Genomic DNA, 17,108 nt, shown 5'->3' on the forward strand with positions numbered 1-17,108 from the left:
CCTCCACCAATATCACTAACATTTCATTACAAGTATCGAAACATCACTTAACGCTTTCAACGCATGCCTTTCCCTTGGTTCCATATGCAAAATCGTCTCGGCATTAATAGGGTGCGGTTCATTATTTACTGTAAATTCCACACTACCGCTTTTTACAAAAATGAACACATGCTTTGGTGAGTCATGTTCTCTTATTTCCTCACCTTCCATAAGCCTGATATGCATAATTTCCCGTTCGTCATCGCGAAAAATCCTTTTTGCATCAATTGGTTTTGTTAATTCATGCGATACGTTGAAAAGTTCCATTTATGACACAGCCCTTCTTTTGTTACGTTTAACTCCTCACAGTATATCGAAACTATTCGTAAAATAACGTGATGACCATCACACTTCCTATTGATTTCCATTCCCTTTTCCGGTACACTTTAATTGATAATAATTATCAGTTATACATTGGGATTACAAAGGAGAGGATTTCAGTGGAAGAAACAAAAGAGCAAACTGCGATAACAAAGATTATCCGTGAACGTCGTGCCGTAAAAAAAGGCTATAATGATAAACCTGTAACAAAAGAAGTTGTATTTGGACTGTTAGAAGATGCAATTTGGGCCCCAACCCATGGAATGCGGCAGCCATGGCGCTTTATTTTTATCGGTCCTGAGCAAAAACAAAGCTTTGCCAAACAGGTTGCTGCGACCTACCCGGAAGAGAGACAGGAAAACCGTGAAGCATACCTTAACGAACCAAATGCCTTCCTCGCTGTCATCATGCAAGTCCCAGAAACCGAGAAGCAATACGATGAAAACTTCGGTGCAACCGCATGCATGATCCAAAACTTTTGGCTGCTGGCATGGGAAAAGAAACTCGGTGTTGTATGGAAAACAAACCCGCATATCTATCACCCGAAATTGAAGGAAATTTTAAACGTTGGTGAAGACGAAAAAATTGTCGGTCTCCTGCATCTTGGTTATTTTGATGAAGAGCCGGTAAGGAAAGACAGAATACCTGTAGTTGAGAAGTTTTCAGTGTTTGAAGGGTAATGATTAAAGAAAAGAAATGTTTAGGGTTGCCGCCTGAGCAACCCTAAACATTCTTTAATAGATTATCTTCTCATTCTTCAATTTTAGCTACCCATACTATGTTTTTATTCCTCATCTAGTCATTCTCATACCTAACCTCAACCTCTTTATATTTGTTACTCGAAATATCAAATACATAATGGATTTTTAGCAAATTCGGTTCAACCCACTTAAGTTGATACTTATTGTTCGAGAATACCCTAAATCCATCGTCAGAACGGATATTTACTAAATGCGTTTTAAACATACCTGAATTGGATATTTGGTAAATCTCACTATGCATAGTCTCTTCCACAACGAAGCTTTCTTTTTTATCGGGCGATGTAAAATAAATATACCGGGCATCACTATATAGGAATAGACATTTCACTATACTAACTATCAGAACAAAAGAAAAAACTGCGATTAGTACTTCTCTAATCACGTTATCTTTTACCTTAAACATAAATACCATAATACCAGAAAACGCTGCAACAACAGTTAGGAGCATATCTATCTGATGTTGTTTCTGTAAGTAAATATCATTTGAATTTAATATCCCTATTGTAACTTTTAAACAAACAATACAAATAAAAATAATGAGAGTTATACCAAAGGGGGTTTTTAGATTCTTAATTCGCCACATCTTCTACTCCTTTTTACTTGTTATATCTAATTAAAGGAAGCAAACCATAAGAGTCTGCTTCCTTTCTCCATTTCTTAGCTGCATGTATAAAATTTTATTCTAATTGTATCATCTACAATCCGTATCCTATTCCTCACCCCAAACAGCGCTTTTCAGCATGCTATCATTTTCATGACGCTCTATTGCCAATTCAATTAACCTATCAATCAATTCTGGATAAGAAATACCGCTCACTTCCCACAGCTTTGGATACATACTGATTCTGGTGAAGCCTGGTAATGTGTTCACTTCATTGACGTAAATGTCACCCGTCTCTGTTAAGAAAAAGTCAACACGGGCAAGTCCTTCACATTGAAGTGCTGTAAATGCATCTACCGCAACTTGTTGTACCTTTTTCACCATTTCCCCGGGCAACTCAGCCGGTATCGCCAATTCTGCTCCTTTTTCATCAATATATTTCGATTCATAGGAATAAAATTCCGTATTTGGCAAGATTTCACCTGGTAAAGATGCGATAGGCTCGTCATTGCCAAGAACCGAGCATTCAATTTCGCGGCCAACAACACTTTCTTCAATGATTACTTTATGATCATACTGAAATGCAGCTGCAATTCCCGCTTCAAACTCCTCTTTAGTCGAAACCTTGCTAACACCAACTGACGATCCTTGATTTGCTGGTTTAATAAACATTGGTGTTCCTAAATGCGCGACAATATCTTCATAAACAATTCGGTCTTTCTTGGCTCTTGTAAAAGCAAATCCTTTGGCAACCTTAATTCCCGATGCTTCCAAAAGACGTTTGGCAATTTCCTTATCCATGCAGATCGAGGAGCTCAGGACGCTTGGTCCGACAAACGGGAGATTTGCGATACGCAGCATTCCCTGCAAACTTCCATCTTCGCCAAGTGTCCCGTGAACAATCGGAAATACCACATCAAGCTGTTCGAGATTTTGAGCACTTGCCTTATTAATTAACTGGTGGTCGTTTTCGCCAGGAACAATTGCCACATTTTCATTTGATTTATTCAATTGAATTAGTTTCGGATTTTCCGCATTTAATAAATAGGAGGATTGATCATTTAAATGCCATTTCCCCTGTTTATCGATGCCAATTAACATAACATCATATTTATCTTTATCAATTGCTTCTACAATGTTTTTTGCCGACTGGAGGGATACTTCATGCTCCGCGGATTTTCCGCCAAAAATAATTCCCACTTTTTTCTTTGTCATTAAAAGAACTCCCTTTTTGTAAAAAATTCATATGTATTTAAAATAGCACAAAATAGCTTGTTTGCGACAGTAGAAACTTGAAATTATCGGGAACGTATAGATACGAGAAATTATTATTTTTTAAAAAATACCCCTTGACATTTAAAACAGATTCCCCTATCATTAATCTCAATAATTAAATTTTGCAAACAGTGATGACGAAGAATAGTACTCTATCCGGATACTTTTAGAGAGCTGGTGGTTGGTGGAAACCAGTGGTATTGGTTAGATGAATGGGCTTCTGAACTTCCAAACCGAACCATATTTGCAGTAGGCTTTGGCGAACGTCTCATCGTTACAAGAGACAAATATTAAGTCTTGATATGTGTTCAAAAGGAGGATTTACCGGACTTTTTGAACATCCCCTTACTTGATATTGCCAAAGCGAGCTGTTTTCAGCTAATAAAGGTGGTACCACGGGTTCCTCGTCCTTTTGGATGGAGGAGCCCTTTTTGCGTTTCTTAAAATTAAATATAAAAAATCGCTGAGTAAGAAGAGTAAGCTTTACCTGAAGCGTTACAGAGAGCCGGTGGTGGTGTAATTCCGGTACGTGGATAAAAGCTGAATGGCCTTACGAGAGGTTTCCTGAACATAAAATAGGGAAACACGGGATTCCGCCGTTATACGGATAGGATATCGGAGCATACCCTTATTGATCCCGTATCTGAACAAGATGAAAGCTGGCTGGCATTAAACAGTTTTCAACAGAGGTGGCACCGCGGTCGCAATCGTCCTCTATAAGCACATTAACATGTGTTTATAGAGGATTTTTTTATTTCAACTGAAACGAAAGGGGTTTTAACAAATGACAACACTCCCATATAAAGTAATCAAGCAAAATGCTGATACCCTAACACCGATAACGATCTTTAGCCGATTAACCGGAAAGAAAAAATTCCTGCTGGAAAGTTCATTTCAGCATGAACAGAAAGGAAAATTTTCCTTTATCGGGGCAAATCCATATCAAGAAATTATTGGTGAAAGGGGCGCTACAAAGGTGCTGCAACCTGATGGCAGCGAGCATAAAGATTTCTCAGAGGAGCCACTACAGTACGTCCAAAACCATTTACCAAAAATAGAAACGAATCTCCCCTTCCCCTTCTACGGCGGGGCAATTGGGTATATCGGCTATGATGCGATTCGCCAATTTGAGGATATTGGTGTGGTCTTACCGGATGAACGGAACATGCCTGACGTCCATCTGATGCTGTATCAAGATGTCATTGTATTTGAGCATAGAACCGAAACCGTCTATCTTATTGCTATGAATCTTGACAGACAACCGGAAAAAATACTTGATGAGCGTCTGGAACATTTACAGTATTTACTAAACAATAATCCGGAATCGCTCACTACCGAAGATATTGCGCCTGTTCATTTTGAACCGGAAATCACGGAAGAAGCGTTTAAAGAAAAGGTTAAAACTGCCAAGGAGCGGATTCAACAAGGCGACATTTTTCAGGTCGTATTATCCCAACGGATGAAAGCAAAATTTGCTGGCAATCCCTTTACCTTTTACCGGAAGCTCAGGAAGGCAAATGCATCCCCTTATATGTTTTATATCGATTTTGATGAATATCTCGTATTAGGTGCATCACCAGAAAGTTTAATTCAAACGTCCGGTAATAAAATTATTACCAATCCAATCGCAGGAACGCGAGCCCGCGGACAGACAGAGGCAGAAGAAGCCATGCTGGAAAAAGAACTTCTTGCAGATGAAAAAGAACTTGCAGAACATCGGATGCTGGTCGATTTAAGCAGAAATGATCTTGGCCGCGTTTGTGAGGTGGGCAGCATTTCGATTCCAACCTATATGAAAATTGAAAAATACCAACATGTGATGCACATTGTCTCGGAAGTTCATGGAAATTTGAAGGCTGGGATGTCAAGTATAGAAGCACTAAGCGCCTGCCTACCAGCAGGTACCGTGTCTGGGGCACCAAAAATTCGCGCGATGCAAATCATTAATGAATTAGAAGAAGCCAAACGCGGCGTGTATGCAGGTGGGGTCGGCTATATTAATTTCAATCACGATCTAAACATCGCACTTGCCATTCGTTCCCTTGTCATTAAAGAGAAAATCGCCTATCTGCAAGTTGGTGCCGGAATTGTGCATGACTCGGATCCGGAAAGGGAATTTCAAGAAACATTACACAAAGCAAAATCATTAATGGAGGTGGCCCAATATGATCTTACTCATTGATAATTATGATTCATTCACCTATAACCTTTATCAATATTTCTCCGAGGAAAACGAACAGGTAACAGTTGCTCGCAACGATGAAATCAGTTTGTCCGAAATCGATGCCCTGAATCCTGAAGCAATCGTTATTTCGCCTGGCCCTGGATTACCAGATCAAGCAGGCATTTGTATCGAAATTGTCAATTCCTTTTATAAAAAAACACCCATTTTAGGCGTTTGTTTAGGTCATCAAGTTATTGCCGCTGCTCTCGGGGCAACCATTAAACAGGCGGAAATAATCAAACATGGGAAGACGTCACGGATTACGCATAATGGTTCAGGTGTATTCAGTTACATGTCACAGCCACTCGAAGTGATGCGTTACCATTCACAAATCGTTGATCCAAGGTCGATCCCTGCGGAGCTTACAATCACAGCGACATCGTTGGATGACAATGAAATCATGGCAATCAAACACCGACGGTACCCGGTGTATGGGGTACAATTTCATCCCGAATCAATCGGAACAAATACTGGAAAGAAAATGATTAGAAATTTTTTAGCAGAGATGAGAGAGGAGACTAGGTATGAAAAGTTATCTTGAAAAGTTGGCGAATCAGCAAAATTTATCTTTTCACGAGGTAAAAGAAGCGGCTTCCCAATGCTTTACGGACCAGATTTCTGATAGCGAAATTGGCGCATTTCTCATTGCTTTACGGGCTAAAGGGGAAACAGCTGAAGAAATAGCAGGACTTGTACAGATTATCCGTGAGCATTCATTACAAACAACAAACAGCATCCCAAACGCCATGGATAACTGCGGAACTGGCGGTGATGGCTCCAATAGCTTCAATATCAGTACTACCGCTGCATTTGTCATCGCGGGCGCTGGTGTTACCGTTGCAAAGCATGGCAACCGCAGTATTTCCAGTAAAACCGGCAGTGCGGATGTTCTGGAGCAGTTAGGTATTTCGTTAGCTTTATCGAAGGAGCAGGTAGAAGAAATTTTAACCGAAAACCAAATCGCCTTTCTGTTTGCACCAAATGTCCATCCGAAAATTAAGCGATTTATGAAGGTTAGAATGGATTTGCGAATTCCGACGATCTTCAATTTGATAGGACCATTAACAAATCCTGTTGAACTGAATACGCAATTACTCGGAGTGAATCGGCGTGATGTCCTGCCAATGATGGCGGAAACATTAAATAAACTTGGGCGTAAGCGCGCGATCGTTATTAATGGCGCGGGATACATGGATGAAGCATCACTCGCAGGTGATAACTACATTACATTGCTTGACAAAGGAACCATTACATCCTTTACCCTTCACCCAACTGAGGTGGGTCTGCCTGTTTATGACAACGGTCAAATCCGGGGTGGGGACGCGAAGCAAAACGCTGAAATTTTATTGAGTGTTTTAAAAGGAAACCACGGTCCTCATCTGGACACAGTACTATTAAACGCTGGACTTGGTTTATATGCAAATGGTGCCGCAGCAACGATCCGTGAAGGTGTTACCATGGCTAAAGAAAGCATCATGTCGGGGGCCGCAATGGAGAAGCTGCAAAAACTAATCCAGTATAGTAAGAAGATACCTAGTGAGGCGATATAAATGACGATTTTAGATGAGATTTTGGAACAGAAGCAAAGGGAAATCGCACAATTAAAAGCATACGGAGGCGGGTTTCCCAGTACATCCGAACAAACAATACCTTCGATCAGACAGACGTTTGCGGAATCAAAGAACATGAATATAATTGCTGAGATTAAACGGGCATCGCCATCTAAAGGTGCGATACAAATGGAGGTAGATCCAGTCAAACAGGCGAAGCGGTATGCACAATTAGGCGCTGGTGCCATTTCCATTTTGACCGATGAGACATTTTTTAAAGGATCAATGGATGACCTGCGAGCGGTACGGGCAGCAGTTGACATCCCATTACTATGCAAGGATTTTATAATTGACCCTATCCAGATTGAACAGGCGAAAGCAGCTGGCGCGAATATTATTTTGCTTATCGTTGCCGCGTTGGATAAAGATCAACTAAGAAGCCTTTACAACTATGCGAAAAGCTTACAATTAGATGTACTTTGTGAAGTGCATAACGAGAAGGAAATGCAGATCGCCGTGGAGCTTGATGCCGACATCATTGGGATCAACAACCGAAATTTGAAAACCTTTGAAGTTGACCTGCATGTTACGAAAAAACTTGCACCAATGGTTGAAAATTCAGCTGCATTACTAATTGGCGAAAGCGGGGTCAAGTCTCGCACCGATGTGGAGCGATTGGAGGCCGCTGGTGTAAAAGGAATATTAGTTGGAGAAACGCTAATGTGTTCTAATAACCTGACGGAAACATTCCAGGATTTACGGATTTCACTCACGAAAGGGCGATTGCCAAATGCTCGTTAAAATATGCGGAATTACAACGCAGGAAGCAGCGAATACAGCAGTTCAGGCGGGGGCAGATTTTATTGGTTTTGTTTTTGCTCCAAGCAAACGGCGGATAACACCGGCTAAAGCTGCCACCATAGCGGCGACACTTCCTTCGACAGTTAAAAAGGTTGGCGTTTTTGTCAATGAATCGTTGGAAGAAGTAAAAAAAATTGTTGAACAGGTTGGCCTTGATTATATTCAGTTACATGGAGATGAAACACCGGAGTATGCGAAAATCCTCGATATCCCGATTATAAAAGCATTTTCCGTGAATCCGGAAAATTTGGCGGCAATAAAGACATACCCATGTGATTACTATTTACTGGACAGCCCAAAAGGTGCAAATCGCGGTGGAAACGGCACAACTTTTGACTGGGATTTGCTTGCAAAGGTAAATCTGGAACCAGAAAAAATTATCCTTGCTGGCGGGCTCCATCCAGATAATGTACAGGATGCAATTGCAGCTGCCCGCCCTGCCGGTGTTGACGTTTCAAGTGGAGTGGAAACAGATGGCCAGAAAGACTTAGCTAAAATCAAACAATTTATCACAAATGTAAAACGAAAGGATGAGCACATTGACCACATACGCAATGCCTGACAAACAAGGACGTTACGGAAAATTTGGCGGCAGGTTTGTTCCGGAACTATTAATGCCTGCTTTGTTAGAATTAGAGGAAGCCTATGAAAAGGCAATGAAGGATCCTGACTTTACGGAGGAACTAGACTATTATTTAAAGCAGTATGTTGGACGGGAAACGCCATTGTATTATGCAGAAAACATCAGCAAACAGCTTGGCGGACCAAAAATCTATTTGAAACGGGAAGACTTAAACCATACTGGCGCACACAAAATTAACAATACAGTTGGTCAGGCATTACTAACCAAACGAATGGGAAAACGAAAAGTTGTAGCAGAAACGGGTGCCGGTCAGCATGGCGTCGCTACTGCTACGGTTTGTGCATTGCTCGGCTTGGAATGTGTCGTATTTATGGGCGAGGAAGATATTCGCCGGCAAAAGCTGAATGTTTTCCGAATGGAATTGCTTGGCGCTAAGGTCGAAAGTGTTTCACAAGGCAGCGGCACATTAAAAGACGCTGTCAATGAAGCACTGCGCTACTGGGTCAGTCATGTAGAAGATACACATTATATTTTAGGATCCGTTGTTGGTCCGCACCCTTTTCCAAAAATCGTCCGTGATCTGCAATCCGTCATTGGCGCCGAAACGAGAAAACAAATGCTGGAACAGACTGAAAAACTGCCAGATGCGGTTGTCGCATGTGTCGGCGGCGGCAGTAACGCGATGGGCATGTTTTATCCGTTTATCCAGGATGAAACCGTAAAGCTGTATGGCGTTGAGGCAGGCGGTGCCGGAATTACAACCAATAAGCATGCAGCAACGTTAACTGCGGGAAATCTTGGTGTTTTACATGGGACGATGACACATTTATTGCAGGATATGCACGGACAAATCCAAGAAGCCTTCTCCATTTCGGCAGGCCTGGATTATCCGGGGGTTGGACCGGAACATAGTCATCTGCACGATACTTCACGCGTAACCTATACGTCCATTACCGATAAAGAAGCGTTAGAGGCATTCCAGTATTTATCTAAAATAGAAGGTATTATTCCGGCCTTGGAAAGTGCCCATGCTGTTGCGTATACAATGAAACTGGCAAAAGAAATGGAGCCGGACCAATCACTAGCCATTTGTCTATCAGGTCGTGGCGATAAAGATGTTGAACAAGTAAAAGCTGCATTGGAGGGAAACAAAAATGGGTAAGCAACGTATTGAAGAAGTTTTTCAGGATAAATTAGCCGCTGGACAAAAATTGTTTGTTCCCTATATTATGGCTGGTGACGGTGGACTGGATATTTTAGAGGAACGTTTGCTGTTTTTGGAGGAATGCGGTGCTTCTGCGGTAGAGCTTGGTATCCCCTTTTCTGATCCAGTAGCAGACGGTCCAACCATTCAAGATGCAGGAATCCGGGCGTTACGTAACGGGACAACGCTCACTTCTGTTTTCGAGACACTAGAAGGCTTTAGGAACAAGCTTAGCATGCCAATTATATTTATGGCCTATTTAAATCCAATCTATAAATATGGTATTGAAAAGTTTGCGGCAGATTGTGAAAAAGCAGGCGTCGATGGGTTGATTATTCCTGATTTGCCGCTTGAAGAAGAAGCACTTGTGGTTGACTATTTACAGGAAAAGTCGATCGCATTGATTCGTTTGGCCGCTTTAACCAGTCCGGAAGAACGCCTTCGGGAAATAGCCAAACGGACAGAAGGCTTTTTATACGCTGTTTCGGTTACAGGTACGACCGGAGCAAGAGCCGCTCATCAGGCGAATGTAATAAACTATTTACGGGATCTGAAAGAAATAACCGATGTTCCTGTTTTGGCGGGATTTGGCGTGTCAAACCCGGAACAGGGAAGGGAATTGGGATCAGCTTGTGATGGGGTTATTGTTGGAAGTAAAATCGTGGAATTGTTATATCAAGATAAGATCGATGAGGTTAAACGGTTAATCCGGGAAAGTATCTATAATACGAGTATAAGTAGTTCCGGTACACGCTAAAGAAAAAAGTGAAACATTTCCCCCGCCTATTATATTTTTAGAAGCAACGTTTAAATTACCTGGAAATAGGCAAAATAGTAATAACAATGATACATTGGAGGAGTTAGGATTGAAACGCTTCATTCAGATTATTTTTACACTATCAATTGCATTATTATTAGCTGCATGCGCCAGCCAGCAAAATGATAATGGCGGGGCCTCTGATAACGACAATGCCGCTTCCAACAATCAAGCCCAAAATAGTAATCCGAAACAACCAGATAATACGATGAATAACAACGATAGCAACACAGATATGTCCGAAAAAATGGGGCAACTGGATTATACTGATATCGAATTGGAAGTTGGCTATGGCAAGAATCAAGAATATGAGGCAGAAATTGAACGGGAGCACAACTCTGAGTTCATTGATGCAAAAATAGAGGATTCGGTGAATGATGTTTATGAAAAGGGTGAAGAGGCCTTTAATGACCTATATCCAAAAGTCAAAAAACTTTCCATTACTCAAGACACGAAAAAAGACGATGCAATTAGTCAGGTCTTAAAAGCGTTTGACCTGCCAGATGATTACACCAAATTCGAAGTCGAAATTACCTTTAAAGATAATACGAAACTTGAATTTGAGGACAGAAAGTAGTAAAAAGGTCTTCCTTGACGGAGACCTTTTTTGCTTTTGATTCCGCAATTAAAGCGTCATCCACGCCCGATCGTTACTCCAGTCAATTTGGACAGGCAAATCAAAAAAACGTGATAAATGTCCGCCGGTTAACATTTCTTCCCTTTTCCCTTTCGCATAAACTGTTCCCTGCTTTAATAATAGGGTGTGCGTGAAAACAGGTAATATTTCTTCTATATGATGGGTTACAAACAGGATCGTTGGTGCATTCTCCTGTACAGCTAATTGATTAACGGAAGACATTAGCTCCTCACGGGAAATAAAATCAAGACCGTTCGTCGGCTCATCTAATATCAATAACTCTGGTGATCCCATTAAACCACGTGCGATAAGAATCTTTTGCTTCTCCCCCTGCGAACAGGTTTGATAGGTTCTTCCTAGCAAATGACTGCATTGAAGCTGCTCCATAAGCTTGCAGGCTTTTACAACATCAGCTTCTGTTGGATTTTCGTACAACCCGATGGAAGCAAATTTCCCGCTAACGATTATATCTTCGACGGTCTCTAGCCCCTTCATTCTTTCTTGAAGGGAGGAACTGACCCAGCCAATTGATTTCCGTAATTCCCGAATATCAGTTTGTCCAAACGGTTTCCCCAATACACTAACCTTTCCCGTCGTCGGCCAAATGTAGCCGTTTATCATATTTAATAATGTCGTTTTTCCAGAACCATTCAGTCCAAGAATTGCCCAGTGTTCCCCTCTTGAGACCCCCCAACTGATATCCGATATAATCGTTTCCCCGTGCCTTTTCCATGAAATATTCTGTATATCTACTATTTTGTCCAATGCTGTCCTTCCCCTCTCTAGCCGCCCATTCTTCTAATCTAGCATATGATGAATTTCTTATATACTACATTTGGTTTGGGAGAAAAACAAATTATTCGAATTATTGCATGGATTTGAGAAGACAATTATCAGATTCATTATTGGCTGAGATAAAACTGCGATATATAGCAGACATTCAGACTTTCGTTTGAGTGTCTGCTATTAATAAACATCACTTCTTCACAATTGGAATCCAAATTTCACAACAATGATCCTCAGCCGTTACATCGCCATTTGGCGGGTAAGCTTCTATTTCCGGTGCATCAACATGCTCATACCCGGTTGAGGGAAACCATTCGGAAAAAATACGATCCCATATCTTTTCAATCGCATGCGGCACCGGACCGATCGCCTGGAAAACCGCCCACGTTGATGCCGGAATCTCCTTTTCCTCCCAATCGGAAGGAACCGCTTGATTACTCCGTTCAGCACAAATAAAATAAGTTAATTCTTCTTGCTGTTTATCAAATTCCATACATACACCAAGTAATCCCATTGAACCACAATCGTTTACGAGCTTCTCCGTAAATCCGTTCCTGTTCGATTCATCCCAAAAAGCTGGAATATCACGATGGTTTTGACCATCAATTGTTGCCGTACGTATTCCTTTTCCAACAACCCGAAACGCTTCCTTCTCAACAATTCTGTAATTCATTTCTTCATCACCCTTTAATTGAATTTGAAAAGAGAGACGAGGGAATGCCTTCAACGATTGATTGTAACGGCGTGCGGCTGATGGACTTAAACCATGCAGTTTACGAAACGCCTTGGAAAATGACTCCGGAGTCTCGTAGCCATACTTATACGCAATCTCAATTACTTTGCTTTTCGAATGCGTTAATTCCTGAGCAGCCAAGGTTAATCTTCGGCGTCTGATATAATCAGCAACGGTTACACCCGTCAACATATGAAACATTCGCTGAAAATGAAATCTAGACATACATGCAACCATTGCCACATGTTCAATAGGGAGGTCAGCGTCTAAATTTTTCTCAATGTAATCAATGCTGGCAATCATTCGCTGCAACCCTTCCATAATCGTTCTCTCCTTTCTTAATGCAACTTTATCAGGTGACAATTCTTCTTTCCTGTTCATCTGTGCTTTTTAAAGACATGTCTTTGATCAAAGGTTGTTAATCCTGGAATCGTTAACTTTTATTATACCGTAAGAAGGTAATCCAAACAGCTAAAATTTCCAATTTGCTTTACAATCTGTATGAATCCCTTTACCATATAAATAGTTTAAAAAATATCAACAAATTCACTAGGGGAGCTTTCAAGAGCTGAGAAGAACATTTTCGTTCTGACCCTTTGCACCCGATCTAGGTAATACCAGCGTGGGGAAGTGTAGCTGTATGTAACATGGAACTAATTGTACATACAACCAAAGCTGCATTCCACTGGGGAGCGGTTTTTGTTTTTTTATCACCCTTCCACGTATTTCAGGACATAACATAACAAAACGAGGAGGCGATACATGTGCGTGATGAATGGGGATTTATCGATACTGGGATACACGATGCCATAGTGAATATGGCGTTGGATGAGTTGTTGCTTCATTGGCATAGTGAGGGGAAAACACCTCCAATTTTACGTTTCTATCAATGGTCTGCACCAAGCCTGTCCGTTGGCTATTTTCAGAATGTTGATAAAGCAATTGATTTACCAGCATTAGATCGTTATCAGGTTCCACTCGTTCGACGGTTGACTGGAGGAAGCGCTGTTTTGCATGATGATGAGCTAACTTACAGCATCATTATTGCGGAAGATAAGCCCTATATCCCGGCTTCAGTTGGAGAAGCTTATTACATACTATCGAAGGGGATTTTTGCAGGGTATGAAAAGCTCGGGATTACAGTAAATTATGCGGAAACAACGAAATCAAACAAGAGCCGTTCTGCCGTATGCTTTGAAAAACCTGCATTATATGAATTAATGGTGAATGGAAAGAAAATATCTGGAAATGCACAAACTCGTCAAAAAGGAGTACTGCTGCAGCACGGGTCGATACCACGATCGATTGATAAAATCATGCTTTTCGATCTGTTCCGTTTTCCGAGCGAAGAACTACGGGAAAGAAACAGAAGGGCATTTGATAAGAAAGCAACAACGATCAGTCAAGAGTCTAATGTACCTATTTCAATTGACACCATGAAAGACGCGTTTAAAACAGGATTTGAAACAGGAGTAGACATAGAACTATTTCCATTTGCATTAACCAATGAGCAATGGGATGAAGTATACCAGCTTGCTGAGAAGAAATACAACACAAACGAATGGAACTTCAAACATCAATTAAGGAGCGTGTAAAATGGCTAAACAAGAAGAATACATACGAAAACCGGAATGGCTGAAAACAAAAATCAATACAAACCAATCCTATCGAGGCCTTAAAAAGTTAATGCGCGATAAAAAGTTAAACACCGTTTGCGAAGAAGCCCGCTGCCCGAATATCCACGAATGCTGGAGTGAGCGTAAAACGGCAACATTTATGATTTTAGGGGATACGTGTACACGCGGCTGCCGCTTTTGTGCAGTAAAAACCGGGTTACCTAATGAGCTTGATTGGGGGGAACCTGCACGGGTCGCTGAATCCGTGGCTATTATGGGATTAAAGCATGTGGTAGTTACAGCAGTAGCGCGGGATGATTTGAATGATGGTGGGGCAGCCGTATTTGCTGAAACGGTTCGAGCCATTCGCCGGGAGAACCCTGGCTGTACCATTGAAATCCTTCCATCCGATATGAAGGGTGATTATGATAGCCTTCATACATTAATGGATAGTAAGCCGGATATTTTTAACCATAACATTGAAACCGTACGCCGATTAACGAAGCGTGTCCGCGCACGGGCGATGTATGATCGTTCCCTGCAATTGCTGCAGCGTGTTAAAGAGATTGCCCCAAACACACCAACGAAATCAAGTATTATGGTGGGGCTTGGAGAAGAAAAAGAAGAAATTATTCAGGCTATGGATGATCTCTTGGCACACGATGTGGACATTATGACAATCGGGCAATACTTACAGCCAACGAAAAAACACTTGAAGGTAGAGCGCTATTACCACCCGGATGAGTTTGCCGAGCTAAAGGAAATTGCTTTGGAGAAAGGCTTCCGTCACTGTGAGTCAGGCCCACTTGTCCGCTCGTCCTATCATGCAGATGAACAAGTATCGCAAGCATCCGCCCAACGCAGAATTGATTATATGAAAGGCTATGAGAAGCAAGAAAATAAAAAAGTGGATTTTCAAGTAGAGATGTTTCAAAAATAAGTATTGTACTCGATTGATTTGAGCTTCACTTGATGGAATTTGGCTTGTGCTCGATCGTTTTTTAACGGCACTCGATCGACTCTGGCTTGCGCCCGGTCAATTCTGAACGGCACTCAATCGATGTTGGATTGTACCCATCGATTTTGAACGGCACTCGATCGATTCTACGTTGCGCTGCCTTAATAGATTGTGCGCTCATATATAGTGGAGGCTGTCATGCAAAAGGTACTTCGATAACATGACAGCCACTACATTTATGCCTTAGCTAATTTTCCGTTAATAGGCCAGATCCGTTTCTTATTCCTTTTCCCAAATCGTACAAGTCGTATAGCGTTCAGGATGACAATTAATACGCTCAATTCATGAATTAGCATGCCGGATGCTAGGAATACTTTGCCAAAGAGCACCCCCGCCAATAGTAACCCGACCGTACCGACTGCAAAGAACATGTTTTGCTTCAAGTTCCGGACAGTTGCTTTTGCCAAACGATAGGTGTATGGAATTTTGGCAAGGTTGTCGCCCATTAAAACAACATCTGCCGTTTCCATTGCTGCGTCAGTTCCGACCGCCCCCATTGCAATCCCCACATCGGCTAGTGCAATTGCTGGTGCATCATTGATTCCGTCCCCAACCATCGCTACCCGTTTTCCTTCCGCTTTTAATTGTTTAATCTGGGCAACTTTATCTTCCGGCAGCATTTCAGCAAACACGCGATCAATTCCCAGTTGATCCGCCACTTTTTTTGCGGAATGTTTGTTGTCACCTGTTAACATAATTGTTTGTTTTATTCCCAATGCCCGCAAGTGTTCGATCGTTTCACGGGCCTCGCGGCGGATCTGGTCTGCTATCGAAATAATCCCTGCCAGCTGGTTATTAACACCCACAAAAATGACCGTATTCCCATATTTTTCTTCCTGTATTGCAAATGAGTAGGCATCATTATTAACCCTGGTACCATTATTTTCCAATAATTTTCTATTTCCAATGACTACATGCTTCTTATCAAGCGTTGCGGTTATACCTTGACCTTTTTTTACTGCAAAATTGAATGGCTGATTCGTGAGTGCCATATCTCTATTTTTGGCTTCTTTTACAATCGTTCGTCCTAAATGGTGTTCCGAACGTGCCTCTACCTCAGCTGCCAGCTTTATTAGCTGATCTTCCTTCATTCCGAAGCCCTTCACACCTGTAACTTCGGGCTTTCCTTTTGTTAATGTTCCCGTTTTATCAAATACAACAACATCCATTTTCGCCAGGTTCTCCATCACTTCCCCGCCTTTGACCAAGGTTCCCGCCTTTGCGCCATTTCCAATACCCGCCACAAGGGATACTGGAGCCGAAATGACAAGGGCACCAGGACAAGCAATTACCAGAAATGTTAAAGTTAGTTCTATATTTTGCGTGAACAGAAATACGATTACCGATAAAACTAGAATTCCTGGTGTATAAACATTGGCAAATCGTTCAAGAAACCTTTGCGTTTTTGCTTTTGCTTCCTGGGCCTCCTCCACCAATTCGATAATTTTGGCAAATGCTGTATCATCACCCACCTTTTCCGCTTCAACCTCTAGATAGCCATTATCAAGGATTGTTCCACCAAATACAGTATCTCCCCTTTTTTTATTAGCTGGTACCGATTCACCGGTTATCGTTGCTTGATTTATAAATCCCTGCCCCTCTACTACCTTTCCATCAACCGCAATTTTTTCACCTGATTGAATCAGAATTCGATCTCCCTTTACGATATTTTCAATAGGCAATATTACCTTCCGTCCCCCCTGCAATACGGTTGCTTCAAGTGGTACCATATCCATCAATGTTTTTAACGAGTTCCGTGTCTTTTCTAACGTACGAGTTTCCAAATACGCCCCGAACAAAAATAGGAAAGTTACTGCCGCGGACTCTACATATTCTCCAATAATCAAAGCACCCACTACCGCTATTATTACAAGCAGTTCAATGCTAAATGCACGCATTCGTACCGCTTGAACGGCCTTTTTTACAATTGGATACCCTGCCACAACCGTTGCCAAAATTAATGCAGCATCTCTCCAGAGCAATAGTTTTAGCAAATAAAATAAAAATGCAATACCTAGAAGCATTCCCGAAACCATTACAATGTGGGATTTCTTTATCTTTTCCATTCGTATCATCCCTTTC

General features: G+C 41.6%; 17 protein-coding genes, 1 riboswitch and 2 other annotated features. Of the genes, 11 read left to right on the forward strand and 6 right to left on the reverse strand.

Annotation, left to right across the window (positions count from 1 at the left end; all coding sequences use genetic code 11):
- Positions 1–15: 15 nt before the first annotated feature.
- Positions 16–306, reverse strand: coding sequence for a cupin domain-containing protein (locus tag CZ382_RS10295; protein ID WP_088051170.1), 291 nt, complete (start codon positions 304–306; stop codon positions 16–18).
- Between the two features lie 173 nt (positions 307–479).
- On the opposite strand from CZ382_RS10295, the gene CZ382_RS10300 reads away from it, so the two are divergent.
- Positions 480–1,040 carry a nitroreductase family protein gene (locus tag CZ382_RS10300; RefSeq protein WP_088051171.1) on the forward strand — a complete coding sequence of 187 codons (561 nt, stop codon included), beginning with the start codon at positions 480–482 and terminating at the stop codon, positions 1,038–1,040.
- A gap of 115 nt (positions 1,041–1,155) precedes the next feature.
- Here the strand turns inward: CZ382_RS10300 and CZ382_RS10305 are convergent, their stop codons facing one another.
- Positions 1,156–1,704, reverse strand: coding sequence for a hypothetical protein (locus tag CZ382_RS10305; protein WP_088051172.1), 549 nt, complete (start codon positions 1,702–1,704; stop codon positions 1,156–1,158).
- Between the two features lie 126 nt (positions 1,705–1,830).
- Complete coding sequence (ddlA, locus tag CZ382_RS10310; protein WP_088051173.1) at positions 1,831–2,937, reverse strand: D-alanine--D-alanine ligase; 1,107 nt, start codon at positions 2,935–2,937, stop codon at positions 1,831–1,833.
- Between the two features lie 185 nt (positions 2,938–3,122).
- Positions 3,123–3,412, forward strand: a binding site (T-box leader).
- Between the two features lie 39 nt (positions 3,413–3,451).
- Positions 3,452–3,715: a binding site (T-box leader), on the forward strand.
- A gap of 66 nt (positions 3,716–3,781) precedes the next feature.
- Between ddlA and trpE the strand changes: the two genes are divergently transcribed.
- The 8 genes from trpE to CZ382_RS10350 all read left to right on the forward strand — a co-directional run bounded on the left by trpE (position 3,782) and on the right by CZ382_RS10350 (position 10,813).
- A complete protein-coding gene (gene trpE / locus CZ382_RS10315) occupies positions 3,782–5,179 on the forward strand; it encodes an anthranilate synthase component I (RefSeq protein WP_088051174.1) in 1,398 nt (465 codons plus the stop codon).
- Positions 5,163–5,762, forward strand: a complete 600-nt coding sequence (locus tag CZ382_RS10320; RefSeq protein ID WP_088051175.1) for an anthranilate synthase component II — start codon at positions 5,163–5,165, stop codon at positions 5,760–5,762. Before trpE ends, CZ382_RS10320 begins: the two co-directional genes overlap by 17 nt.
- A complete protein-coding gene (gene trpD, locus CZ382_RS10325) occupies positions 5,746–6,771 on the forward strand; it encodes an anthranilate phosphoribosyltransferase (RefSeq protein WP_088051176.1) in 1,026 nt (341 codons plus the stop codon). Before CZ382_RS10320 ends, trpD begins: the two co-directional genes overlap by 17 nt.
- Entirely contained in the window at positions 6,772–7,572 is an 801-nt protein-coding gene (gene trpC / locus CZ382_RS10330) for an indole-3-glycerol phosphate synthase TrpC (RefSeq protein ID WP_088051177.1), read from the forward strand.
- Complete coding sequence (locus tag CZ382_RS10335; protein ID WP_088051178.1) at positions 7,562–8,194, forward strand: phosphoribosylanthranilate isomerase; 633 nt, start codon at positions 7,562–7,564, stop codon at positions 8,192–8,194. The genes trpC and CZ382_RS10335 overlap by 11 nt, the downstream gene beginning before the upstream one ends.
- On the forward strand, positions 8,172–9,377 hold the full coding sequence (gene trpB / locus CZ382_RS10340) for a tryptophan synthase subunit beta (RefSeq protein ID WP_088051179.1): 1,206 nt from the start codon (positions 8,172–8,174) through the stop codon (positions 9,375–9,377). The genes CZ382_RS10335 and trpB overlap by 23 nt, the downstream gene beginning before the upstream one ends.
- A complete protein-coding gene (gene trpA, locus CZ382_RS10345; protein ID WP_088051180.1) occupies positions 9,370–10,176 on the forward strand; it encodes a tryptophan synthase subunit alpha in 807 nt (268 codons plus the stop codon). Before trpB ends, trpA begins: the two co-directional genes overlap by 8 nt.
- A 109-nt stretch (positions 10,177–10,285) precedes the next feature.
- On the forward strand, positions 10,286–10,813 hold the full coding sequence (locus tag CZ382_RS10350) for a YusW family protein (RefSeq protein WP_088051181.1): 528 nt from the start codon (positions 10,286–10,288) through the stop codon (positions 10,811–10,813).
- A 48-nt stretch (positions 10,814–10,861) separates the two neighbouring features.
- On the opposite strand, the gene CZ382_RS10355 is transcribed toward CZ382_RS10350, so the two are convergent.
- Both CZ382_RS10355 and CZ382_RS10360 read right to left on the reverse strand, forming a co-directional pair.
- A complete protein-coding gene (locus CZ382_RS10355; RefSeq protein ID WP_088051182.1) occupies positions 10,862–11,638 on the reverse strand; it encodes an ABC transporter ATP-binding protein in 777 nt (258 codons plus the stop codon).
- Between the two features lie 211 nt (positions 11,639–11,849).
- Positions 11,850–12,773 carry an AraC family transcriptional regulator gene (locus CZ382_RS10360; RefSeq protein WP_327365295.1) on the reverse strand — a complete coding sequence of 308 codons (924 nt, stop codon included), beginning with the start codon at positions 12,771–12,773 and terminating at the stop codon, positions 11,850–11,852.
- Between the two features lie 160 nt (positions 12,774–12,933).
- Positions 12,934–13,038, forward strand: a riboswitch (TPP riboswitch).
- A 118-nt stretch (positions 13,039–13,156) separates the two neighbouring features.
- Here CZ382_RS10360 and CZ382_RS10365 point away from each other — a divergent pair.
- Together CZ382_RS10365 and lipA are read left to right on the forward strand one after the other, a co-directional pair.
- Positions 13,157–13,987 carry a lipoate--protein ligase family protein gene (locus tag CZ382_RS10365; RefSeq protein WP_088051184.1) on the forward strand — a complete coding sequence of 277 codons (831 nt, stop codon included), beginning with the start codon at positions 13,157–13,159 and terminating at the stop codon, positions 13,985–13,987.
- Position 13,988: 1 nt separating this feature from the next.
- Positions 13,989–14,948 (forward strand): lipoyl synthase, encoded by a 960-nt coding sequence (lipA, locus tag CZ382_RS10370; RefSeq protein ID WP_088051185.1) that lies wholly within the window; start codon positions 13,989–13,991, stop codon positions 14,946–14,948.
- A 254-nt stretch (positions 14,949–15,202) separates the two neighbouring features.
- Here lipA and CZ382_RS10375 read toward each other — a convergent pair whose 3' ends face one another.
- Entirely contained in the window at positions 15,203–17,092 is a 1,890-nt protein-coding gene (locus tag CZ382_RS10375) for a heavy metal translocating P-type ATPase (protein ID WP_196406292.1), read from the reverse strand.
- Positions 17,093–17,108: the final 16 nt, after the last annotated feature.

This window comes from Virgibacillus dakarensis (genome assembly GCF_900155625.1).
Lineage (GTDB): Bacteria > Bacillota > Bacilli > Bacillales > Amphibacillaceae > Lentibacillus_C > Lentibacillus_C populi.